General features: G+C 40.2%; 23 protein-coding genes. All 23 read right to left on the bottom strand.

Annotated features, from left to right (window positions below; translation table 11 throughout):
* Window positions 1-51: 51 nt before the first annotated feature.
* The 23 genes from nusA to PQ456_RS08855 all read right to left on the bottom strand — a co-directional run bounded on the left by nusA (window position 52) and on the right by PQ456_RS08855 (window position 25,360).
* Window positions 52-1,149, bottom strand: a complete 1,098-nt coding sequence (nusA, locus tag PQ456_RS08965) for a transcription termination factor NusA (protein WP_273615802.1) — start codon at window positions 1,147-1,149, stop codon at window positions 52-54.
* A 34-nt stretch (window positions 1,150-1,183) separates the two neighbouring features.
* Window positions 1,184-1,645, bottom strand: a complete 462-nt coding sequence (rimP, locus tag PQ456_RS08960) for a ribosome maturation factor RimP (protein WP_204824539.1) — start codon at window positions 1,643-1,645, stop codon at window positions 1,184-1,186.
* Between the two features lie 309 nt (window positions 1,646-1,954).
* Entirely contained in the window at window positions 1,955-6,274 is a 4,320-nt protein-coding gene (locus PQ456_RS08955; RefSeq protein ID WP_273615801.1) for a PolC-type DNA polymerase III, read from the bottom strand.
* A gap of 204 nt (window positions 6,275-6,478) precedes the next feature.
* A complete protein-coding gene (gene proS / locus PQ456_RS08950) occupies window positions 6,479-7,936 on the bottom strand; it encodes a proline--tRNA ligase (RefSeq protein WP_273615800.1) in 1,458 nt (485 codons plus the stop codon).
* 273 nt (window positions 7,937-8,209) lie between these two features.
* Window positions 8,210-9,481, bottom strand: coding sequence for an RIP metalloprotease RseP (gene rseP, locus PQ456_RS08945; RefSeq protein WP_273615799.1), 1,272 nt, complete (start codon window positions 9,479-9,481; stop codon window positions 8,210-8,212).
* A gap of 231 nt (window positions 9,482-9,712) precedes the next feature.
* A complete protein-coding gene (locus tag PQ456_RS08940; protein WP_273615798.1) occupies window positions 9,713-10,861 on the bottom strand; it encodes a 1-deoxy-D-xylulose-5-phosphate reductoisomerase in 1,149 nt (382 codons plus the stop codon).
* Between the two features lie 48 nt (window positions 10,862-10,909).
* The gene (locus PQ456_RS08935) at window positions 10,910-11,710 is read right to left on the bottom strand and encodes a phosphatidate cytidylyltransferase (RefSeq protein WP_273615797.1); all 801 of its coding nucleotides are present in this window, start codon (window positions 11,708-11,710) and stop codon (window positions 10,910-10,912) included.
* 55 nt (window positions 11,711-11,765) lie between these two features.
* The gene (locus PQ456_RS08930; protein ID WP_273615796.1) at window positions 11,766-12,533 is read right to left on the bottom strand and encodes an undecaprenyl pyrophosphate synthase; all 768 of its coding nucleotides are present in this window, start codon (window positions 12,531-12,533) and stop codon (window positions 11,766-11,768) included.
* A 66-nt stretch (window positions 12,534-12,599) separates the two neighbouring features.
* The gene (gene frr, locus PQ456_RS08925) at window positions 12,600-13,154 is read right to left on the bottom strand and encodes a ribosome recycling factor (RefSeq protein ID WP_273615795.1); all 555 of its coding nucleotides are present in this window, start codon (window positions 13,152-13,154) and stop codon (window positions 12,600-12,602) included.
* Entirely contained in the window at window positions 13,154-13,882 is a 729-nt protein-coding gene (pyrH, locus tag PQ456_RS08920; RefSeq protein ID WP_069327350.1) for a UMP kinase, read from the bottom strand. The genes frr and pyrH overlap by 1 nt, the downstream gene beginning before the upstream one ends.
* 203 nt (window positions 13,883-14,085) lie before the next feature.
* A complete protein-coding gene (gene tsf, locus PQ456_RS08915) occupies window positions 14,086-14,736 on the bottom strand; it encodes a translation elongation factor Ts (protein ID WP_204824548.1) in 651 nt (216 codons plus the stop codon).
* 135 nt (window positions 14,737-14,871) lie between these two features.
* Entirely contained in the window at window positions 14,872-15,567 is a 696-nt protein-coding gene (gene rpsB, locus PQ456_RS08910) for a 30S ribosomal protein S2 (protein WP_069327352.1), read from the bottom strand.
* Window positions 15,568-15,795: 228 nt separating this feature from the next.
* Complete coding sequence (locus PQ456_RS08905) at window positions 15,796-16,425, bottom strand: MltG/YceG/YrrL family protein (protein ID WP_273615794.1); 630 nt, start codon at window positions 16,423-16,425, stop codon at window positions 15,796-15,798.
* Complete coding sequence (locus tag PQ456_RS08900; RefSeq protein ID WP_273615793.1) at window positions 16,422-17,021, bottom strand: DUF6115 domain-containing protein; 600 nt, start codon at window positions 17,019-17,021, stop codon at window positions 16,422-16,424. Before PQ456_RS08900 ends, PQ456_RS08905 begins: the two co-directional genes overlap by 4 nt.
* A 29-nt stretch (window positions 17,022-17,050) precedes the next feature.
* Window positions 17,051-17,362 carry a hypothetical protein gene (locus PQ456_RS08895; protein WP_273615792.1) on the bottom strand — a complete coding sequence of 104 codons (312 nt, stop codon included), beginning with the start codon at window positions 17,360-17,362 and terminating at the stop codon, window positions 17,051-17,053.
* 25 nt (window positions 17,363-17,387) lie between these two features.
* Complete coding sequence (locus PQ456_RS08890) at window positions 17,388-18,794, bottom strand: flagellar assembly protein A (protein WP_273615791.1); 1,407 nt, start codon at window positions 18,792-18,794, stop codon at window positions 17,388-17,390.
* Between the two features lie 34 nt (window positions 18,795-18,828).
* Window positions 18,829-19,617 (bottom strand): FliA/WhiG family RNA polymerase sigma factor, encoded by a 789-nt coding sequence (locus PQ456_RS08885; RefSeq protein ID WP_273615790.1) that lies wholly within the window; start codon window positions 19,615-19,617, stop codon window positions 18,829-18,831.
* Window positions 19,618-19,632: 15 nt separating this feature from the next.
* Complete coding sequence (locus tag PQ456_RS08880; RefSeq protein ID WP_273615789.1) at window positions 19,633-20,082, bottom strand: hypothetical protein; 450 nt, start codon at window positions 20,080-20,082, stop codon at window positions 19,633-19,635.
* 3 nt (window positions 20,083-20,085) lie between these two features.
* Complete coding sequence (locus tag PQ456_RS08875) at window positions 20,086-20,583, bottom strand: chemotaxis protein CheD (RefSeq protein WP_273615788.1); 498 nt, start codon at window positions 20,581-20,583, stop codon at window positions 20,086-20,088.
* On the bottom strand, window positions 20,576-21,202 hold the full coding sequence (locus PQ456_RS08870) for a chemotaxis protein CheC (protein WP_273615787.1): 627 nt from the start codon (window positions 21,200-21,202) through the stop codon (window positions 20,576-20,578). Before PQ456_RS08870 ends, PQ456_RS08875 begins: the two co-directional genes overlap by 8 nt.
* A 4-nt stretch (window positions 21,203-21,206) precedes the next feature.
* Window positions 21,207-21,668, bottom strand: coding sequence for a chemotaxis protein CheW (locus tag PQ456_RS08865; protein ID WP_204824557.1), 462 nt, complete (start codon window positions 21,666-21,668; stop codon window positions 21,207-21,209).
* A 27-nt stretch (window positions 21,669-21,695) separates the two neighbouring features.
* Window positions 21,696-23,798 carry a chemotaxis protein CheA gene (locus tag PQ456_RS08860; RefSeq protein WP_273615786.1) on the bottom strand — a complete coding sequence of 701 codons (2,103 nt, stop codon included), beginning with the start codon at window positions 23,796-23,798 and terminating at the stop codon, window positions 21,696-21,698.
* 44 nt (window positions 23,799-23,842) lie between these two features.
* Window positions 23,843-25,360: a protein-glutamate methylesterase/protein-glutamine glutaminase gene (locus tag PQ456_RS08855; RefSeq protein ID WP_273615785.1), complete on the bottom strand. Its 1,518-nt coding sequence runs from the start codon at window positions 25,358-25,360 to the stop codon at window positions 23,843-23,845.
* Window positions 25,361-25,366 lie beyond the last annotated feature (6 nt).

Here is a 25,366-nt window from a genome sequence, read left to right as displayed (position 1 = left end):
GTCCCCTGCCATTTTGAGGGAAAGTCCTATCAGGCATACAAATGAAAATGTTTAGTCAACCGATATTGAATCTTGATGCATTTCTTCGCCGGCTTCTTTAGGACGACCGTACTCTTCTTCTGCTTGCGTCTCGCTCTTAATATCAATCTTCCATCCTGTCAATTTGGCAGCAAGACGAGCATTTTGCCCTTTGATACCAATTGCTAGAGATAGTTGATAATCAGGAACGATTACACGTGCCATCTTCTCATCTTCAAATACTTGAACTTCAAGCACTTTGGATGGACTTAGAGCATTAGCAACATACTCTTCAACACTTTCAGAATAGCGAACGATATCGATTTTTTCACCGCGAAGTTCGCCAACGATCATCTGTACACGTATACCACGAGGACCTACACATGAACCAACTGGATCCACTTCTTCATTGCGTGAGAATACAGCAATTTTAGAACGGAAGCCTGCTTCACGTGCTACAGAACGAATTTCAACTACGCCATCAAAAATCTCAGGCACTTCAAGTTCGAACAAACGTTTAAGTAATCCTGGATGTGTACGTGATAAAATAATTTGAGGACCTTTAGTTGTATTTTCAACTTTAGTGATGTATGCCTTAATACGTTCATTCATGGTGAATTTCTCGTTAGGCATCAATTCAGTTAAAGGAAGTACAGCTTCAATTTTGCCTAAATCTACATAGATGTTACGCGCATCTTGACGTTGAACGATACCTGTTACAATATCTTCTTCTTTGTCGATAAATGCATTGTAGATCAGACCGCGCTCAGCTTCACGAATACGTTGAGTTACGACTTGCTTCGCTGTTTGTGCAGCAATACGTCCAAAGTCACGTGGAGTCACTTCGATCTCAGCTACATCATCTAACTGAAAATTCGGGTTAATCTCACGTGCAGATACGACAGAAATTTCTGTACGTACATCCATGACTTCTTCCACTACATTTTTACGTGCAAATACTTTGATAACTCCTGTATTACGGTTCATATCAACACGTACATTTTGTGCCGCATTAAAATTACGCTTATAACTGGAAATTAGGGCTGCCTCGATCGCTTCAAACAGGATGTCTTTGCTAATCCCTCTGTCTCTTTCCAATTCATTCATTGCTTCAATAAACTCCATACTCATGTGCTTCAAGTTCCCCCTTTCAAAAAACTACCGTTTAAAAAATGATTGCCAGTCTTGCGCTGGCTACTTTTTCATATGGAATAGTGTGCGTTTTTTTGCCCGCTTCGATCAGCAATTCTTCATTCTCGAATGAAAGCAATCGTCCTTCAAATTCCTTCTGTCCGTCTAAAGGTGCATACGTCGTTACAAAAACATCTTTGCCAACTGCTTTTGCAACATCTTCACTCTTTTTAAGTGGACGCTCTGCACCTGGAGAAGATACTTCTAGAAAATAAGCTCCAGAGATCGGATCATTACCATCCAATTGTTCACTTAGATATTCGCTAACCCGACTGCAATCTTCGATATCAATACCGCCGTCCTTATCCACGAACACTCGCAAAAACCAGTTGTTACCCTCTTTTACATATTCCACATCGACCAACTCGAAGCCATGCTCACTCAAAAATGGCTGTACCATTTCTTCTACGGTCGTTTTAATCTTCGGTGTGCTCAAACAATTCAACCCTCCATCACCTTAAAATCCTATATGCAAAACATGTTGTTGAACAAATTCATTATTGCCGCTTTTTGTAGAAAATCGAACCAATTTAATTCTCTCGGTTCGATCGTCTGCGTCATTATTTCCTGTAAATGTATTCAACAACCTTATACCAAAGAGTAAAGAGTGGGTTTCCCCACTCTTCACAAAACGGTTTTATCTTCCTTATCACCTTAAAATTATATCATAATTCCAAAGGAGTGACAAGTAAATAACCTTGACTACACAGCGCTAGCGCTTGATGTAATCTTATCACAAGCTTTCTTAAAACAGCGACAACTGATTACTTTCTGGCAAGCCACGGAAGCAACCCATTTGAGTCATCAATTCTACAATCGTTTTACTTGCTTTGGACTTCTGTTGGAAATCTTCTATCGATAAATATTCTCCATGTTGGCGTGAAGCTGCAATATTACGTGCTGCATTATCACCAATACCCGGTACTGCGGAAAATGGAGGAATCAAGCTATCTTCATCCACTGTAAATGTTGTCGCTTCTGAGCGATACAGATCAACCGGTTGGAATTTGAATCCACGGGCTGTCATTTCCAGTGCCATCTCTAGCATCGGAATCATATTTTTTTCTTTGGTTGGTGCTTGGAATCCCATTTGCTCGATCTCTACAATTTTGCGATAGATCGCTTCATATCCCTGACAACATAGATCAGGATCAAAGTCTTCAATCCGCACTGTAAAATAGGTCGCATAATATTGGATCGGATAATACAGTTTGAAGTAAGCCGTCCGCACTGCTGAAATAACGTATGCAGCCGCATGGGCTTTCGGGAACATGTATTGGATTTTAAGACAAGAATCAATATACCATTGTGGTACTTTGCATTTCTTCATCTCATCGATCCACTCTTGTGATAACCCTTTACCTTTACGTACACTCTCCGTAATTTTAAAAGCAAGACTGGCATCCATACCTGCTTTGTAAATTAAGAACAACATAATATCATCACGACAACCAATAACCGTTTTGATATTACATGTATTATTTTTGATCAAATCTTGCGCATTGCCTAGCCATACCCCTGTTCCATGAGACAGACCGGATATCTGTAACAAATCGGCAAATGAAGATGGTAAAGATTCAATCAACATCTGACGTACAAATTTGGTACCCATTTCTGGCACCCCATAAGTCGCTACAGGGCTACGTAATTGTTCTGCTGTAATTCCTAATGCTTCTGTTGAGTTGAACATACTCATGACTTTAGGATCATTCATTGGAATTTGAGTTGGATCGACACCAGTCAAATCCTGCAACATCCGCATCATCGTCGGATCATCATGTCCCAGTATATCAAGCTTGAGCAAGTTCGCTTCAAATGCATGATAATCAAAATGAGTGGTTTTCCATTCTGCTGTCACATCATCCGCTGGAAATTGAACTGGTGTAATATCTTCGACATCCATATAATCCGGTACAACAACGATACCGCCGGGATGCTGTCCTGTACTCCGCTTAACGCCTGTACATCCAGACGCAAGACGACTGAGTTCAGCATTACGCCATTTTTTCTGATGTAACTCTTCATACTTTTTGGCAAATCCAAACGCTGTTTTCTCGGCTACAGTACCAATCGTACCTGCGCGGAATACATTTTTTTCGCCAAATAATTCTTTGGTATAATTATGAGCTTTCGGTTGATAATCTCCAGAGAAGTTCAAATCGATATCGGGAACTTTATCCCCTTTAAATCCTAAGAACGTTTCAAATGGAATATCTTGACCTTCTCCTTTAAGCTTACCATTGCAATCAGGGCAGTCTTTATCCGGTAAATCAAATCCACTAGGAATACTACCATCTAAAAACCATTCACTATGTCTACACTCTGGATTAGTACAGATATAATGAGCAGGCAATGGATTTACTTCAGAGATCCCCAGAAATGTTGCTACTACTGAAGAACCCACTGAACCCCTTGAACCTACTAGATAACCATCTTGATTTGACTTTTTAACCAATTTTTCTGAAATCAAATAGTTGGCAGAAAATCCAAACTTGATAATAGGCTCTAATTCTTTTTCAAGACGTTTTACTACTACATCTGGCAGATCTTCACCATAAATAGATTTCGCTGTATCATAACAAGTATTCCGAATTTCTTCATCTGCTCCATCTAAAATCGGTGTAAATAATTTATCCGGGAACAGTTCAAATGCTTCAAAACGTTCTGCTAATGCTTGCGTATTGGTGATAACAACTTCTTTTGCTTTGCTTTCACCCATAAAGCTAAATTCTTCTAGCATTTCATTGGTAGTGCGTAAATGAGCATCCGGTTTACGTTGATCTTTAAGCGGGCTAAAGCCTGTAATCCCGTTAATCGTAATATCGCGGAACAATTTCTGTCTTGGTTCTAAATAATGAACATTTCCTGTAGCCACTACAGGCTTTTCTAATTTAGCTCCAATATCATAAATCTTATTTACTGCAATCTCTAACTCACGAGGACTTGCAACCAATCCTTTGTCTACAAGATGCATATACATCGTTAACGGTTGGATTTCTAGTACATCATAAAATTGAGCGATTTCTTCTGCTTCTTCAACTGATTTGTTCAAAACAGCTTCGAAAAACTCTCCCTTTTCACAACCAGACAGTACGATTAATCCTTCTCTATATTCAGTCAACACTGACTTAGGAATACGAGCTACCCGTTTGAAATACTGAGTATGCGATAAAGTGACTAATTTGAATAGATTCTTTTTACCAATCTCATTTAATGCATAAATGCCACAATGGAAAGGACGTACATTGGATAGATCCTGTCCTACAAATTCATTTAACCGATCCAAACGAGTTAAGCGACGCTCTTTATCCGCATCACTTAATAAGCCGAATAAGATGCCTCCAAGCGCTATCGTATCATCGATCGCCCGGTGATGACTTTCCAGCGAAACTTTATATTTGGCTGCTAATGTATTCAGACGATGATTTTTCAATGTTGGATAAAGTAAACGTGCAAGTTCAAGTGTATCGAGTACCGGATTTTCCATTTCAGGTAAATCATGATTTTTGAGTGTTGCTTGAATAAATCCTATATCAAAACGCGCATTATGAGCGACGAGAATACCATCGCCAGCAAATTCTACAAATTCACGAATGACTTGATCAATCTCTGGCGCTCCGCGAACCATATCGTCTGTAATATTCGTCAATTGTTGAATATTATAAGGAATACGTTCATGCGGATCGACAAAAGTAGCATAACGATCTAACTCTTTGCCATCTACCATTTTGATCGCTGCAATTTCTATAATTTTGTTCTGTGTTACAGATAAACCTGTGGTCTCTATATCAAAAACGATATACGTAGCTGTTTTCAGATCAATCGGTTGAGGATTGAGTACAATCGCTACAGCATCGTTCACTACATTCGCTTCAAGTCCATACATGATTTTGATACCATGCTTTTTAGCTGCTTTATAAGCTTCTGGATAACATTGCACTCCGCCATGATCGGTTACAGCAATCGCTGAGTGTCCCCATGCTGCCGCTGTTTTCACATATTGATCGATCGGTGTAATTCCATCCATCGAACTCATTGTCGTATGCAAATGGAATTCAACGCGTTTTTCATCTGCATCATCTTTGCGTCCAGCCGGTGCTTTGACTTCACTAAGATCAGACGGAATCATAACAAGTTCCGGTATCGTCATAAAGCGATCATATTCCACTCTACCACGAGCTTTCACCCATTTACCATTAGCCAGTAGATTCATAATTTTGAGATCTTCTTTATTTTTGGCGAACATTTTCATTTGTAATGAGTCACTAAAATCAGTTAAGAAATACGTGAATAATGTACTACCGTTACGAAGCTCTTTGCTTTCGAGTCCAAAAATTGTTCCTTGAATCGTAATTTTCTTTTCTTCGTCTTGAATATCTTGTAGCGGTGTCGGTTGCTCTTTGATCTCATAACCGACTTGCAAGCGAACAGGTTCTCCATCTGCATCGGTATCTTCTTCAAATTCAGATTCCATACTGGTCATCAATTTCTCGATTTCTTCCAGTTCTTCTTTGCGACGTTGTACATGGAATTCTTCTACCGCTTCTGTTGTATTCTCCCCGACTTGAAGCTTGATCCGCAAAGTCAGATTAAAATAATCTTGATAAAAACGGATAATCGCTTGATCGATTTGTTTCTTTTTAGCCAGTTCCAATGACATATTATCGCTCATCGTCACTGTGACGGTATGATCATCTACCATATATTTAGCACGTGTCATCCAACCGTTGACCGAAGGAATTTCGCGTTGTACCCATTCCAAAAACATATTCCAATATTCTTCTACAATCTGTACAACATCTACAGCTTCATCGTATTGAAAAAGAAAACGGATTTTCGCGATATGTCCCATTTTCTCCTGAATATGCAAGCAAAATGCACGATAGGTAGGTGCTGCGACTAATGTTTCTTTAGCAATCACGATTTTCCATTCTTTGTTACTACGACTAATCTCTACACGATCAATCATCCCATCTGCAAAATGAGGCTCCATTAATCCAGCAGGTACTTGTGCCTGATTCATTAACAGCTCGAATCGTGTTCTTTTCTCTCCACTAACGCTCATAAGATCCCCCTTTCCAAAAAGCAACAAGCCTCCACAAAAGTTGGTATCAGACTGCCGTCTACTCCACTCTGTTGGAAGCTTGCCTGCTTCAATAGCTTTGAACCTTTAGCTATATGTTCATTTCAGCCCTATACCAACAGCAGCTAGAAATTGAATTGTACATATATTTGATCTACCTGAATAGATCTTGTATGACCAAATATCTTAATACGCACGAGCGAATACAACAGTGTGTTTCGCTGGCTCTCCAGTTACTAAACATTTTTCTTTTTGAACATCTAATTGGAAAGGAATATTACGGATCGTTGCTCCTGTTTCTTCTTTAACTTTGGCTTCGGATTCGATCGTACCATCCCAGCCCGCGATAAAGAAGCCACGTTTTTCTTCCATAATAGCTTTCATTTCATCCAATGTATCTACTTCATGCATGTTTTCTTCACGGAACGCCAGTGCACGATCATACATTTCTTGTTGTACTTGCTCTAACATATTTTGAACTTCTGTAACGATATTTTCAAGAGCGACTTGTTTTTTCTCGCCTGTAATACGAGAAACCAATACGCATACTCCATTTTCCATATCACGAGGTCCAATTTCCAGACGAACGGGGATACCGCGCATCTCGTACTCGTTGAATTTCCAACCTGGACGTACATCTGCACGATCATCAATGCCTACACGTACACCTGCTTTTTTCAACTCAGCAAATAATTCGTCAGCACGTCCTACCACCATATCACGTGTTTTAGGAGGGCCAATTGGAATAATCATGACTTGTTTTGGAGCTACTTTAGGAGGCAATGCTAATCCACGATCATCACCATGCACCATGATCAGCGCACCGATTAGACGTGTACTTACACCCCATGATGTTGTATGTGCATACTCTTGTGTATTTTCACGACTTAAGTACTGAATTTCAAATGCTTCCGCAAAGTTAGTACCCATAAAGTGAGATGTCCCTGCTTGTACTGCACGTCCATCTTTCATCATAGCTTCGATCGAATACGTATCACGTGCGCCTGCAAATTTCTCAGAAGGGCTCTTCTGTCCTGTAATTACAGGGATGGCTAAGAAACTTTCTACAAAGTCACGATATACTTCAAGCATACGCATAGTTTCTTCGCGTGCTTCTGTTTCTGTCTCATGAGCTGTATGACCTTCTTGCCACAAGAATTCACTTGTACGTAAGAACGGTAATGTACGTTTTTCCCAACGAACAACGTTCGCCCATTGGTTAATCAATACAGGTAAATCACGGTATGATTGAATCCATTTGGAATACATATGTCCGAACATTGTCTCTGATGTAGGACGAATTGCCAAACGTTCTTCTAGCTTATCTCCACCTGCTTCAGTTACCCATGGCAACTCAGGGTTAAATCCTTCAATGTGCTCTTTTTCTTTTTCAAAAAAGCTTTCTGGAATAAACAATGGGAAATATGCATTACGATGACCGGTTTCTTTGAAACGACGATCTAGATCTTGCTGAATATGTTCCCAAATTTCGTATCCATCCGGGCGGAATACGATACAACCGCGTACAGGTGAATAGTCCATTAATTCAGCTTTTTTGATCACATCAATATACCAGCGTGAGAAGTCTTCACCTTGTGGTGTAATTTCAGTTACGAATTGTTTGTCCTGCTTATCATTCGACATAAAAATGGATATCCTCCTGTAAGTAACCAAATATTTAGCGAGTGTACATCAATAATGGTAGCAACGATATCTGCCACTATTGCTCACTCATTTTATCTTATTGTATCACGATTGGTAGTGCTTGTTGAATGATTTCAGACAAAGAAGCAAAAGAGTGAGTATTGCAACATCCTTCAACTTTACGCTGAGGCGTACATGTTGCATTTCCACCCTTCTGCTTCTGTGGTCTTTCCTTTAGTATATCATGTCTGTCTAGATGTTAAAGGAGAGAAATTATCCTTTAATTAAACGTACAATATCATTATAAGTTACAGCAATCATAAGCAAGAATAACATTCCGAATCCAATCAAATGAACCAGACCTTCTTTGCTTGGTTCAAGCGGCTTACGACGTATCCATTCCACAAGTAAGAAAATCAAACGACTTCCATCTAATGCTGGAATAGGTAGCAAATTGAATATACCCAAGTTGGTACTGATTAGCGCTGTCCACAGAATCATACTGTCGAGTCCTTGTCTAGCCACTTCAGTCGTTACTTGAATCGTACCTACAGGCCCTGCAAGATCATTCAGATGGAACTGTCCGAAAATTAGCATTTTCAAACTTGTCAAAATCGTTGTACTCATATCGATAAAACGTTCACCTGCATAGCTGAATGTTTCACCAAATGAAGCTGAACGAGTCTGTGGTTCTACTGCTACACCGACTTTACCTACATTTTTTTCATTGGCTTTCGGAGTAATAGTCACCGTTTGTTCTTTACCACCACGTTCAATCGTCCATTCCATTGGTTTCCCAGCAGAAGATTCAATCAAACTAATCATTTTCACAGAATCCCCAGCAATGTTAGTTCCATTAACCTTTTCAACTAGATCGCCTTTCATCAGTCCGCTAGATTGAGCAGGAGAATTAGAAGTAACTTGACCCAAAATAACGCCAGTCGGATTTTCTACAGGTACACCTGTCATACGTACTAAGATCAGACAAAGAATAAATGCAAGGATAAAGTTCATCGCAGGCCCTGCAAAAATAGACAATGCACGTTGACCTACAGTTGCACTATTAAACTGACGATTACGCGGTGCAATCTGAATATCTTGACCTTTAATCGACATCATTGCTTTGGGATCTACATTAAAAGTCTGAATATCACCATCAACATCCAGTACAATTTTGAGATCGTCTATAATATCTATCGATTGTACTTCACCACGAATTACATTTTTGCGATTATCTAACTGATCTACAAAAATCGTTTTTACCACTTCATTTGCTGTGCGAATAGCGATCGTCTGTCCAGGCTGAATCTCAACCAGTTCAGGATCTTCACCAGCCATACGTGCGTAACCACCGAAAGGTAGTAGACGCAATGTAAATACAGTTTCATCTTTTTTATATGAAAACAGTTTTGGGCCGAAGCCAATAGCAAATTCGCGTACTAAAACTCCTGCACGCTTGGCAAAATAATAATGCCCCCACTCATGCACCGTTACAATAATAAAAAACATGAGTACCGTCATAACTACTACTTGAAGTGTCTCCAAATCGCCAAATCCTCCTTTTTCGCTTGCGACCGAAGGTCTGCACTTTTAGATTATCACTTTTGTACGGTCTGATACAAGCAGAGCATGGCGAACATCAAGAAATAAATTCCATTTCTGTTGATAATCCCGGTTATAGGCATAATCGTAATGATACAAAACCACTACCGCATAATCGATACGAAACGTCTATATTCTGATCACTTCATGATTTAAAACATATGATCTTCATACTTATAATACTGAAAATGCACTTGCTCTCGCTCTTGTCTGTGCATCAGTAGCATAAATAACTTCCAGTTCTGGATTGGCAATCACTTCATGCTGTTGTAGCGCATCTGCAATAATGTCTTCAATCAGTAAGAAAGGAATTTCTCCATTTAGAAATCGAGAAACTGCAATTTCATTAGCAGCATTAAATACTGTTGGAGCTGTACCGCCCAGACGACCCGCTTCAAAAGCCATACTCAAGCAAGGAAAACGAACATAATCCATTTCACGGAAATTCAATTGCCCGATCTGAGCTAACGATAGACGCGAAGAAGGAGCTTGCTGACGATCCGGATAAGTTAAAGCATATTGAATCGGTACACGCATATCAGGATTACCTAGCTGCGCAATAATACTCGTATCTACAAATTCAACAAACGAATGAATAATACTTTCAGGATGTAGCAGTACAGAAATCTGATCATACGGCATATCAAATAACCAGTGTGCTTCGATCACTTCTAGTCCTTTATTCGCCATCGTTGCAGAATCAATCGTAATTTTAGAACCCATAGACCAGTTAGGATGCTTGAGTGCATCCGCAACAGTCACATGCTTCAATTGCTCTCGTGTACGATCACGAAATGAACCACCTGAAGCAGTCAACGTTAATTGATGTATACGTTCACGAGGTTCTCCATTTAGACATTGAAATAATGCTGAATGTTCGCTATCAATCGGCAACAATTGAACACCTTTTTGTCTAGCACGAGCTGTCACTAAATGTCCTGCTGTTACCAATGTTTCTTTGTTAGCCAGACCTATCGTTTTGCCAGCATCAATCGCTGCTAGTGTAGAAGGAAGACCCATGCTACCCATCACTGCTGTTACTACTGTATCAGCATCTGTTCCGGCTGCAATTTCAATCAGTCCTTGCTCGCCATAAAATACTTGAATATGAGCAGGCAATTGCTGTTTGATCTGTTCTGCTGATTCTTTAGAACCTACAGAAATTTTAGATGGCTTAAATTCCAACACTTGCTGCATTAACAATTCTATATTGTTGCCTGCTGCAAGTCCTTCCACTTCAAAAGCTTCAGGATGAGCACGTACAACATCTAATGTTTGAGTACCGATTGAACCTGTAGAGCCAAGAATAGCTAATTTTTTCATTGTGCACCCCGTTAGATTACAATAGGTTATCGTTTAAATGATTATTTATTAAAAAGGTAAAAGGAACGCAATATGAACAAGCGGAAATACCATTAACCAGCTATCACAACGATCCAAAATGCCACCATGACCAGGTAGTAATTTACCAGAGTCTTTGATTCCATAGATACGCTTGTATGCCGATTGAATCAAGTCACCCATTTGTCCTACTACAGCCGCAGCAATACCTATACATATCGCATTAGTCATTGGAAGTAGTTGTGGTGATATCAGTGAAAAAATAACAGCCACTACAATAGCAAATACAACTCCACCAATCGCACCTTCCACTGTTTTGTTAGGGCTGATTGAAGGCCACAGCTTATTTTTGCCCAACATTTTGCCTGTAAAATAAGCTCCAATATCACTAGCCCAAATCGAAGCAAGCAACATAAAGGTCCAGAATAACCCATGTCCATCTGGTGTCTGACGTGTATCTGCAATATATGCAAATCCTGTACCTATATAAACGGCTCCGATAAACAGTAGCGCCATTTGTTTAATATCCACTTTATTTTTGGAAATAACAGTAATGGATAACAACAATAGCATCACAATCCACATACTGTGATCATTAGACAACGGCGGTTCAAGATTCATTAATGTCCATGGGAAAAGCATATACAGTACACTAATATATCCGATTACTGCCGGTGCTCCAAACGGAGTCGACTTTGTCATGATTACAAACTCATAATATCCAATAAGAGCCATCACCACCAGCAGGCCATGATAAGCATAGCCACCGAGCAGGCAAAGCCCTAAGTAGAGTGTTCCGGCTACAATGCCAGTGATTATCCGCTCTTTCACAATCCATCCTCCATCCGAACAAATGGATATCCCCTGCCATTGCAGAGATTCCCATTCATTTCAAACCACCATATCTACGAGTTCTACGCTGGTATTCTACTACCGCTTCGATCATATGTTGCTTGCCAAACTCTGGCCAAAAAATAGGAGTAAACCACAATTCTGTATAGGCAAGTTGCCACAACATAAAATTACTCAGGCGAAGTTCTCCGCTTGTTCGTATAAGTAAATCAGGATCAGGCATCCCTGACGATTGCAAAACACGTTCAAAACTTTCAGAAGTAATATCTTCTATACGCATTGTACCGTTTTGTACCGCTTGTGCTACTTCTTTAACACCTTCAGTAATTTCATCACGACCTCCATAATTCAGAGCAAATGTAAGTACCAGCCCTGTATTATTAGCAGTATCGCGAATCGCTTTTTCCAAAGGCTCTATCGTATGAGGAGGCAATACCTCTTTGTGTCCCATCAAACGAATCTGTACATTTTTTTCAATCAATTCATCCAATTCAGATACTATAAATTCACCAGGAAGTTTCATCAAAAAGTCAACTTCCTCTTTGGGTCTTTTCCAATTTTCAGTAGAGAAAGCATACATGGTTAAATATTGAACTCCCAAGTCATCCGCAGCAATTGTGGCACGCTTTACAGCCTTCATACCATTTTGATGACCCATTACACGCGGTAATCCCAAACTTTTCGCCCATCGTCCATTGCCATCCATAATGATAGCGATATGCTTTGGAATATTATCTTGCGAAAGCTCGGCGGAAACCTGTAGCTCTTCCTTTTTCCACCACGAGCGAACACGCTTGAGCATCACTTTTCCTCCATGCCAGTAGTGAAAAGAGACAAACCCCACCTATTCGGAGGGGTCGTAAGTCTCTTACACTTCCATAATCTCTTTTTCTTTTGAAGCAAGTACATTGTCGACTTCCGCAATGAATTTGTCCGTAAGTTTTTGAACATCTTCTTGGTGACGACGTGATTCGTCCTCAGAGATATCTGTTTTTTCTAGCTTTTTGATATCCTCATTTGCATCACGACGAATATTACGAACCGCAACTTTAGATTCTTCGCCAAACTTTTTAGTTAATTTCACTAATTCAGAACGACGTTCTTCTGTCAAAGCAGGAATACTCAAGCGTACGATGTTACCATCATTAGCAGGTGTAAGACCCAAATCTGACTTCATAATCGCACGTTCAATATCAGCTAAAGAAGATTTATCCCAAGGCTGAATAATCAATGTACGAGAATCTGGAGTACTGATATTAGCCAATTGATTAAGAGGTGTCAAAGCACCATAATATTCAACTTGTACGCGATCTAAAATAGAAGATGAAGCGCGTCCAGCACGAAGCGTGGATAGATCACGACTTAACGCTTGAATCGCTTTTTCCATGCGTTCTTCTGCACTTTTTTTGATTGATTGAGGCATTAATCTACACTCCCTTTGACGATCGTCCCGATCTTCTCGCCGAGCACGACCCGTTTGATGTTTCCTTCTTCGGTAATCGCAAACACGATGAGTGGAATATTGTTATCCATACATAACGATGAAGCTGTAGAGTCCATTACACCTAGATTTTGGTTCAAGATATCCAGGTATGTAAGCTGTTCGAATTTTTGAGCATTTTCGTCTTTAAATGGATCTGCTGAGTAAACGCCATCCACTTTGTTTTTTGCCATCAAAATAACTTCTGCTTCGATTTCAGCAGCACGTAAAGCAGCTGTTGTATCTGTAGAGAAGAAAGGATTACCCGTACCCGCTGCGAAAATAACGACACGACCTTTTTCTAAGTGACGAATAGCTCTTCTGCGAATATAGGGTTCTGCGATTTGTTGCATTGCAATAGAAGTCTGCACACGAGTAGGAACTTCAATTTGCTCTAATGCATCTTGCAAAGCTAAAGAATTCATTACAGTAGCAAGCATACCCATATAATCGGCTGTCGCGCGGTCAATACCATTTGCGCTACCCGCGATTCCCCGCCAGATGTTGCCTCCTCCACATACAATCGCAACTTCTACACCCAACGCGACGACTTCTTTGATCTGATTGGCAATTGAGACGATTGTATCGGCATCAATACCGTATCCGTTTTGACCCGATAATGATTCACCGCTGACTTTCAAGACAACTCTTTTAAATACAGGTTTATTCAATTGTATACCCTCCACTTTGTGAAAATTAGTCCTGATGGTAATAAAGCCGGATAGGGCGCTAATACTGCCTGTTCCGGCTCTGCCATGAGGTTCTCGGAATGATAAGATTTTACAAAAGAAGGAACACAGTCTGTGTCCCTTCCTTCTGTTCTATTCTTAAATCGTGTTCCGGTTATTGTAAATCGCTTTGTCGCTAGTCGCGATTATTGATTTACTTGTGCCATAACTTCTTCAACAAAGTTGTCTTGTTTTTTCTCAAGACCTTCACCTAGTTCATAACGAACAAAGCGACGGATTGAAATGTTTTCACCGATTGTGCTGATTTTTTCATTCAACAATTGATCGATTGTTTTATCAGGGTTTTTAACGAAAGTTTGCTCCATCAAGCAATACTCTTCATAGTATTTACCGATGCGGCCTTCAACCATTTTTTCAACGATTTTTTCTGGTTTGCCTTCGTTCAACGCTTGAGCTTTCAAAATTTCTTTTTCTTTCTCAAGAGCTTCTGTAGGAACTTCTTCACGACGAACATACAATGGGCTAGCTGCTGCGATTTGCATAGCGATATCGCGTGCAAACTCTTTAAATTGGTCTGTTTTACCAACAAAGTCAGTTTCACAGTTGATTTCTACCAATACGCCGATACGACCGCCAGCGTGGATGTAAGATTCAACTACGCCTTCTGTTGCAGCGCGTCCAGCTTTACCAGCTGCTGCAGAAAGACCTTTTTCACGAAGTACGTCTACTGCTTTAGCGATATCACCATTTGTTTCTTCAAGCGCTTTTTTACAATCTAACATTCCTGCGCCTGTTTTTTCACGAAGTTCTTTTACTGCGCTAGCATTAACTGCCATTGTTGTAACCTCCATATAATTAAAAATTTAGTTTTTTTATACATCATCTTAAAAAAAGGGCAGTGAGAGGTTATCCACCTGCCAACCACCCTTTTTATTTTGTCATTCATTTAAAGATAATATGAATAGAAACAATTATGCAGTTTGCTCGCCTTGGTTAGCTTCAACCACAGCATCAGCCATTTTTCCAGTCAACAATTTAACAGCGCGAATCGCGTCATCATTACCAGGAATAACATAATCGATTTCGTCTGGATCACAGTTAGTATCAACGATACCTACGATTGGAATACCCAATTTACGTGCTTCTGCAACAGCGATACGCTCTTTACGAGGATCGATGATGAACAACGCGCTAGGCAAACCTTTCATGTTTTTGATACCGCCCAAGAATTTCTCAAGACGATCTTTTTCTTTGCGAAGCAAGATTACTTCTTTTTTAGGAAGAACTTCGAAAGTACCGTCTTCTTCCCATTTTTCCAACTCTTTCAAACGATTGATACGTTTTTTGATCGTTTCAAAGTTAGTTAGAGTTCCACCCAACCAACGTTGGTTGATGTAGAATTGACCAGAACGCTCAGCTTCTTCTTTAACAGAATCTTGAGCTTGTTTTTTCGTACCAACGAACAATACTGTACCGCCGTCAGCAGCGATGGATTTTACAAAGTTGTAAGCTTCGTCAACTTTTTTCACTGTTTTTTGCAAATCAATGATGTAAATTCCGTTTCTTTCTGTAAAAATGTAACGATCCATTTTCGGGTTCCAACGACGTGTTTGGTGACCGAAGTGTACGCCAGCTTCTAAAAGCTGTTTCATGGAAATAACTGCCATATCCATGTACCTCCTATTATTTTGGTTTTTTGTGTGCCTCCGCAAACGTCAACTTTCGGTAAAACTTTTCGTCTGAAAAGCACCTTTACCTGAAATCAGAATGCGTGTGTTTTAACACCATTAGTTAATATATCACATCAAATAGCTATTGCGCAACACCCAAATTGATCGTTATGTATATGGGATCATATTCAGACGCGAAGCCGTCTTAATAATGCAGTAATCACATTATTGAGACGGCTCATGTGTAATCTTATCAATAATCGAATCCAGATCTTCACCCGCATTTAGCGTAAAAGTACCAACCTGTAATTTAGTATTGGCTTTGAGTTCCGAAACACGATTCACAAATTCTTTTTGACTGTCGATCACACCTTCTGTTTTTAAATTATAAGCGATATCATTAAGCATTTCTCCGCTTGTAATCTTAAAAGTAGTTGGTGTATTCGGTTGTGCCGGAGAACTTGGATTACTTGCTTTAGGCGTTGTTGAATTAGTGGTCGTTTTGGTTTCTTTAGACTCTGGTGTTGTCGGATCTGCTGGCGTCGTCGGTTGCTCACTGGTCGGCTCTTTGGTAGTAGACTGACCGTTCGCTTTTTCCTTCGCCTGTTTGGCTGCTTCTTCTTTTTGCTTTTCTTCTTGTTGCAACTGTTTCCACTCGTCGCTACTATAGACTTTCTCTGTTGAAGCATACACCTGCATATTTTGAGCTTGAGCCGCTTCTCGAATCTGCTCAGCTGTTAGCTGTGTACCATCAAGCATCGTTTGTCCTTTGCCAATATTGAAAAGTTGAAGCAATACAGCACCAATAATAATTCCTATTCCTATCCCAATCATCAAAGAACGGTTTTTAATCACGTATGATCCTCCTGTTTGGCCAACTGCAAAATCAATTGAACTTCGCCACGTTGTAAACCTACCGTTTTGGCTATTGTATCAATTGACTTCCCATTTTTGTAAAGGGCAAACAGTTCTTGATAGCGATCCTGAATACGTTCTGTCGTATCTGCTTGCTGTTCTACAATTGGCTCACTATGCTCTTGCGCCATTCGCGCAGCTGACTCTCGTAACGCATCTCCTTGCGTTCCTGTGCCCTGTGATGGCATATACGAAGGGTTCTGCGTAGGAGGTATCGGCTGAGCAACAGGTTGCATTATAACAGGATCTGGCTTTTGTTCTAACTGTATCAAACGTTGTCTCATTTCGGTTAACTGCTCTTGCAGCGCTAATTGCTTCGCTGTAGACTCTTGTTTGATTTTGGAGACTAGATCAATAATCTCTTCGTTCTCTTTCTCGATCTCGGCCATATAATGTTCCAATGTATCCTCTACTTTATCCACAGTAGCCATAGACTGAGCGGTAGCTGCCACATTACGAGCTTTGGGTAACAAAAATCCATATACAATCGCGACTGCCCCGATCAGAACAATATATATCCATCCTGGCAAATTCATTCAACTCACTTTTTATGTGGTTTACATTTTTAGAAAGACAAATCGATATTCTTGCCTTTGTAAGGATGTTCCGCTGGCGTAGCTTCAGGAGTAGGGTGTTCGTCTGATTGATGCTCGCTCGCCGTATGATGATGTTCTCCAGCTTCTCCATCATGAATAAAGTTGGATGACGACTCGCTTACTTCTCCACTACGGTTACGCATACGCTCTGTATGCTCATTTATTTGCTCGGCCAGTAAAGTCTGATCAATCGCTGGACGCAACAAGTGCGCTTGTTGAATTTTACTCACTTCACTGGTTCTAGGAATAGCAATTTGCAATTCAATATTTCGCATACTCATTTCAAACACCCCACCTTATGGTCAATTAATGGTTGGAAACCATCACAATATCACCATCATCATATGTGAAGCTAACACGTTCAGAGGTATCCTTAATATATTTGGTATATCGACCGATCACAACTTTGGAACCGCCAAAAATCGTATGAATCACTTCAACTTTGGCTTTTGCTGATTCTTCAAGTGTTCTTTCAATTTCCCAAATACTTTCTTTAATTTCATCATGTTCACGCAGTTGGCTTTTTTTAGTCGCCGATAATTTAATACGCAAAGCCAATTTGTCTGAACCTAGTTGTCCAGCAGAAGCAAGCTGATCGAGTAAATGAAGTGCTTTTTCTGTTTTTTCCAAATTTTCTACATGCGTTTTTAATTCTTTGCGCAACACACCTAATTGATTGCGTAGTTCAGGCAATACGCCTACTTCAATATCTGTTACTGTAAAGCTCGTATTACCAATGGTTCGCGCAACAACTGTTTCACCTGCTTGTAATTGTCCACCTACAATTAACCCTTTAGGTCCATTACAGAAAATACTTTTACCAGCACGCACGTTAGAATGCATAATACTTTGAGAAACAATTACCGCTTCACCAGCTTCTACATTTCCATCCTGGATAAATGAACTTTTGACATTGACAGCTGCTTTGACCAGACCTTTATGATAACCGATCACTCCGCCTGTGATTTCAATTGAACCACCAGCTTCTAGCTCTGCGCCTTCTACACCGCCAACAATTCTAATATCTCCAGATGCTTTAACGCGAAAATTAGATAACACATTACCACGAATAACGACCGTTCCTACAAAGTCGATATTGCCTGTATGGTAATCTATATCTCCATTCACTTCATACACAGGAAACACATTAATTTTACTTTTTTCGGTTAAAGATATCATACCATCCAAAGCAGCATATATGACGGTATGTTCAGGATTTAATACAATATTTTTACCTACTTTAAATCGAGCTTCTTTACCTGCTTTGTAAGGAATAGGTTCTCCTGTAACAGATATTCCATCTTGCCCTGGTAAAGGATCGATTTTTTTACCGATCATTTGTCCTTTACGAACATTGTTCAGTTGTACTAATTCTTTGTAGTCTACTTTACCATCTTGAGTTTCGAGTGGTCTTCTACCAACATCATCAAATGATACGGTATATTCAATTCTTCCATCTATTCCATTCACTGGCTTTTGTCCTTGAGCAACGATCACTTTGTCCAAAGTATAAGCTTCAGGATTGCTAGAAATTTGTTGTAAGATGATTGAATCAATTCCATTACTCAAGCCTTGCGTACGCAAAAATCCCTCCAGTTGTTCGGCTGTGCATTCAAATTCTTGATCAAACTTAGTAAATTCAAGATAGGCGACAGATTTATCATCAGAAAAAATAACTTTTAAATACGGGTCTATTGCTAATTGAGAGGTCACGCCTAATTCACCCTTTCATACAAGTAGCGGCGTCTCACATGTCTTGCATTAATAGACCTTTTTGCTTATCCAGTGCTCCACGTAATCGTAGAATAGCTTTGGAATGAAGTTGAGAGATTCGTGATGGTGATAATGACATGACTTCAGCAATCTCACTGAGTGATAGGTCTTCATAATAAAGTAGTGATACAACCGTTCTCTCTTTATCGGTAAGCTTTTCAATACCTTTCATAAGCGATTCTTTAAGTACAAAATCGTTTACAGTACGATCTGGATTTTTGGCTTTCTCATCTACGATCAAAGACATTCTTGTTTCAGACTCTTCTTCACGAATAGGATCTTCCAATGAAGTAATCGTCATAACCGCTACATCTTGAAGCATATTTTGAAAGTCTTTTTCTGTAATATCCAAATAGTTACTAATTTCTGCATCCGATACAGAACGTAGATATTTTTGTTCCAATTGCTGATAGGCGTCTTCAATTTTGCGTGCTTTCTCGCGTACCGATCTTGGAACCCAATCTCCTTGACGAAGACCATCCAATATCGCACCACGTACTCTCCAAGAAGCATATGTTTCAAATTGAAGTCCACGTTTATAATCAAACTTTTCAATTGCATCAATTAAACCCATAACTCCATTACTCATCAGATCATCTTTAGAGACATTTTTGGGTAATCCAATTGCAAGGCGGCTGGAAACATATTCAACGGTGCCATAGTAGTTTTCAATTAGCTTCTTCTTGGCTTCGACGTTTCCATACTCCTTCCACTGTACCCACAACTCTGAATGATTTAGATGGGTTGCTTTTTGCTCGCTCAATTGCTTTCACCCTCCTTACTTTTGTGTCAGGTGACGAACAGCCTTCGCCATTTCCTCCGGATCTTGTTGCTTGGTTGAAACCAGTTTGGGTGGATTAAGAGGAGCAAAGCTATCCTTTTCCACTGTGTCTGTTGGTTTCGGTGTTAGTAAGTCACTTAATTCCTGATCTTGATCAGGTGTGACTACATCAAATTGGCTGCCTCTATTTGGATCATCTGCGGAAACAGAAGTTGATTCATTTCCCGAAGAAGTAGGGCTAGAAGGCTTATTCGATGTTGCGCTTGCAGGATTGGCTAGAATCCCTAAAACAAAGCGCAACACGAATGCCAAGAAAAACCATAATGCGAATCCTAAAACCCCTCTAAATAAACTCGTGGTCCATAAATTGTTTTCGATAGAAGCAAAAAAAGTAATCAAAAAACCGATAAAGCCTAACCAGAGATTAATTTTAATATTCCCTACCATAGGCTATAATTCCTTCTTACCCATTTGTACACTTCTTATGAACAAAATCCCAGAAATACAATCCATCTCTATGGTTCGTCCGTAATTAGCGCCAGTGTCCTCTGCTAACAATGGAATTTTGTACTCTTCTAAAAACAATTTACATGCTTCCACATTACGAGGACCAATTCGCATGTGATCACCACCACTAGAAAAATTAAACATTTGAGCACCACCAGCCATTTTGGCAACCAATCGTGAGCGTGAAGCGCCAAGCTCAGTCATTTTGCGAACTAATTCTGGAAGTGCAGTATCTGCGTATTTTGCTATATTCAATTGTCCGTCTCTAGCAATATCCGATGAAGGAAGCATCACATGAGCCATCCCTGCAAGTTGAATGTTTTTGTCATATAGCGTTAGGCCCACACAAGAACCAAGTCCCGTCGTTCGAATAATTCCGGATGTTTTCACGACGTTTAAATCCGCCATACCCACTTTAACAATGTTTTGCTCTTCAATCATCAGTTAATGGAACTCCTAATGATTTGAAAATTTTATCAAAAGATTCAGGGTCCGGAATCAAGAAAAACTGCCCTTCCACTTCTTCTTTTCCTTCTAAAAATGTAGTATCGATCAACAACGCATCGTCACCCATTTCTCCGAATTGGATCAGACCGTAGTTCAAAATTGCACCTGCCATATCCATTGCCAGTCCAGGCACTGTAGGTGTCATTGAAAGTTTGGTAAAGTCTGCTAATGAAGATAAATACGAACCTGCTAAAATATTTCCAATTTCTGAAAGTGCAGATTGTTCCATCTCATTAAAAAATTCTTCGTCGCTGGCTTCAATCCCTGCTAAACGATGAAGCAATCCTTTACCTGCTTCAGGAGTTAGAATAAAAAACAAATTGCCCGGCGCTTCACCTTCTACACGAAAGAAAACAGCAAGAACGATTTGTTCAGGTCCGCCAACTTTATCAGCGATTTTTTCAAAAGGTAGAATTTGAACTTTCGGTACTGCCATATCAATCGGTTTATCTAAAAGCTGGGAAAGGGCAGTGGCTGCATTGCCTGCCCCTATATTTCCCACTTCTTTTAGAACATCCATTTTGAACCCTTCAAGATTACCAAAAAGGTTCATAAGCTTAATCCTCGATATTTTCTAGTTGACTGACTTCGCTTCGGTTCAAGACTTCAGCAAGGTTAAGCATAATCAGCAGCCGTTCTTCGTCCAGCTTAGCAACTCCATCAAGATATCTTGCTTTCACTCCGCCTACAACTTCTGGCGGTTTCTCAATACGTCCGCGATCTAAATCTACTACATCGTTAGCTGAATCTACAATAAATCCAACTTGTGTTGTATCTACCTCTACGATGATAATACGTGTTTGATCGTTATATTCATTTTCTGGAAGGTTAAAACGACCACGAAGATCGATAACTGGAATAACCACACCACGTAAATTAATAACACCTTTTACAAAATCAAATGTTTTAGGTACACGCGTAATAGGTAACATACGCTCAATCGTTTGTACTTTATCTACTTCAATACCGTATTCTTCTTTTGCAAGTTTGAAAACAATAACTTTTATATCTTCTGCCATGGTAAATCCTCCTTGTTATAAACTACATCACTTGATAAATGCATTCGGATCAATAATCAAAGCCACTTGGCCGTCTCCAAGAATCGTTGCTCCTGAAACGCCTTGAATATCTGGAAGATATTTGCCCAAGCTTTTCAGAACGATTTCGTTTTGACCAATGAAGTTCTCAACAGCTAGTGCTGCTAGTTTGTCACCTTTACGGATTACAACAATCTCTGTTTCTTCCTCTTCACGCTCATCAAAGTCTGGAACTTCGAATACACGACTTAGTGAAAGTAACGGAATATGCGTTTCACGATAAGGAATTAATTGACTACCATGCAAATCACGTACCTGTTTGGATTTGATAATGCCTGTTTCCACAATCGAAGTTAATGGAATCGCATATTTCTCCGAACCTACGCGGATCAACATTGCTGAAATAATGGACAATGTGAGTGGTAGTTGTACAGAGAACTTGGTTCCTTTACCTGGTGTGGAGTATACCGTTACATGTCCACCAAGTGATGAAATTTTGGATTTAACCACGTCTAGACCTACACCGCGTCCAGAAATATCAGAGATAACTTCTGCTGTACTGAATCCTGGTGCAAAAAGAAGTTGGTATACTTCTTCATCTTTCATTGTGACCGATTGCTCTTGAGTCACAACACCTTTTTTAATTGCGCTTTGAAGAATCTTATCGCGGTAAATTCCACGTCCATCATCTTCAATTTCGATAAATACATGATTACCACTATGGAATGCGCTTAGTTTGACTACACCGGTCTCGTCTTTACCTGCTGCAATACGATCTGCAATTGGCTCAACACCATGGTCAACTGAGTTACGCAATAAATGCACCAGTGGATCACCGATTTCGTCGATAACTGTGCGGTCTAGCTCGGTTTCAGCACCTGTGATAATCAAGTCTAGTTTTTTGTCTAATGATTTGGCCAAATCACGTACCATACGAGGGAAACGGTTAAACACTGTGTCTACCGGAACCATTCTCAATTTCAGTACGATATTTTGCAAATCACTACTTACACGTCCCATATGCTCGACAGCATCTGTTAATGCAGGTACTTTCACTTCACTAGCCAATTGCTCTAAACGTACACGGTCAATTAGCAATTCGCTGAATAAGTTCATAAGAACATCTAAGCGATCGATATCTACGCGAATCGTGCGAGATGGAGCAGCAACTGGAGATTTCGCAGCTGCTTTTGCTTGTGGTGGTGCTACTACTGCTTTATCTTCTACTACAGGAGCTGAAGTGGAAGGTGTAGCTTCTAAAGATACTGTTTCAGCAGCAATTGGAGATGATTGATTTGCTGGAGCAGACATTTCTTTCAAAGATTCTGCATCCAAACGTGTCATCGTTACATTCTCAATCTCAGATACGCCTAAAATCATCGTTTTAAGTTCATCTTGATCTTTTTGCGTAATGTAATACAGTGAGAAGCTACGATCGAATTTGTCTTGTTCGATATCTTGTGTAGACGGTTCGGATTTGATGACTTCACCGAAACGCTCTAACATATCGAATACCATGTATGCGCGAACCGCTTTTAATTGACAATCTTCACGAATAAAAACTTCAACGTAAAGTGCTTGATGACCTTCAGACATCGATTGTTCAATAACAGATTGCTGGAACTCATCCAATTGGATTCCTTTGCTCTCTTGAACAACTTCAGCATCAGCAGTTACAGCAGACGGTGTTGGCGTAGCAGTTACAGTTGCTGCCGGTGCAGCAGGTGTCATTTCTCCGCGTACAATCGCTTGCAGAGATTCCACGATCGCTGTTACATCTGCTTTACCTTCTCCACCCTGCGTAATGTCTTGAACCATGGATTCCAAAGCATCTAGACTTTTAAATAATGTATCGAAAATAAATTCTTGCATGGCTAATTTTTCATTACGTACCAAATCAAGTACATTTTCCATTTGGTGCGTCAATGCTGCTAAATCTTCAAATCCCATTGTTGCAGCCATACCTTTAAGCGTATGTGCTGAACGGAAAATAACTTGGACAATCCCAAGGTCAGCCGGGCTGCTTTCCAATTCCAGCATTTTTTCATTCAACGATTGTAGATGATCGTTCGACTCATCAATAAACATGTTTAAATATTGATTCATGTCCACCGTGAGACACCTCCTCCATAAGATAGCATATAGCTTGTTGTAAACTATTTAACGATTTGTATAAGTTTAGGCGCAATTTCTGGCAGTGGGAGCAGATGATTTACACATCCGAGCTCTACAGCCGACCGCGGCATTCCGTACACTACACAGGTATCTTCGTTTTCTGCGATGGTAGAGTTTATACCGCTATCATATAAATTTTTCATTTCTCTTGCGCCATCGCTTCCCATACCGGTCATTAGTACAGCATGACGCTGTAGATCGGTAAAAGGTTGGATAGAGGCAAAAAGCGTATCCACTGAAGGGCGATGTCCATTGCGTGGTGGTTCTTGAGAAAGCTGTATTCGGTAACTTCCTTGGCTACGAGTGACTATCATATGATAGCCACCAGGAGCAATATAAGCTGTACCTGCTTGAAGAACCATTCCCTGTTCTGCTTCAACCACAGTAATACGACTTAAACTGTTCAAACGCTGTGCCAGAGATCGTGTAAAATTCGGCGGCATATGCTGAACAATCACAATCGGAGCTGGGAAGTTAGCCGGAATATTTTCTAGTAAGCTTTTAAGCGCCCTAGGACCGCCGGTAGAGCATCCAACTGCTACCAGTTGACGCCAAGGAGCTGTGTTACGTTCAACGGCTGCTGGGCGATTTAACGCAGGCGTAGCCGTTGGTGGTGAAGAAGGTGCTACTGGTTTTTCGATTTCTTTTTTGAAAACAGGTGCTACCGGCGGAGTAATAACCGGTTTTGTTCGTTTTGGTTCTTCTTCGCGCACAGGTTTAGTTGGAAGTTCCGGTTGCTTTTTAGCCGGAGTTCCAGTAACAAAAGATGGCTTGGACACAGGACGTGTATCAGCGGGCTTAGGAGCTACTGAACGTTTATCTTGCGCTGCTTTATCTGTTGATACTTCTGGACGTGAAGGACGTACATTTGTGTTTGGAGTCTGTGGTGCCGGTTTGACCTGAAAGCGTTCTGGACGACCTTGATCCAGACGTTTGTCAGCGTCGCGTTTTAATAGTTTTTTCTCAGAAGGTGCTGCCTGAGGCTCTGTGGAAGGTTGTTGACCTTCTTCGCGCAGCTCTTGACTGTCTTGCAGATATGGCGACGGAGCAACGTCAGCCGCCATGTTTTTTTGTTCAGCCCGTTTGCGGTTTCTTTCCAGTGCATGAACAGCGGTATGAAGTTGTCTGCGTAATTGTTGCCCAACTTCTTCGATATCTTGCGAATTACTAACCGAAGGCTTACGGATAAAGTCAAAAGCTCCGTTCTCCAACGCCATAATTGTTTCTCGCATACCCTGTTCATTAATGCCTGATAACATAATTATCGGCAGAGGACGCTGAGACATTATAATTTTTAGTGCTTCCAGACCATTCATTTCTGGCATTTCTACATCCATTGTAACAACATCGGGTTTAAGTTCGACTACTTTTTTAGCAGCTTCACGCCCGTTATTTGCAGTATCTATTACTTGAAACAGAGGATCTGTCTCAATTAAATCTGAAATGATTTTTCTCATAAAAGGAGAATCGTCAACAACTAATATTTTATAAGTTGCCATTATCAG

Source organism: Paenibacillus kyungheensis (genome assembly GCF_028606985.1).
Taxonomy (GTDB): Bacteria; Bacillota; Bacilli; order Paenibacillales; family Paenibacillaceae; genus Saccharibacillus; species Saccharibacillus kyungheensis.
The sequence above is the reverse complement of the archived record's forward strand: the minus strand, read 5'-3'. Positions and strand labels throughout refer to the sequence as shown.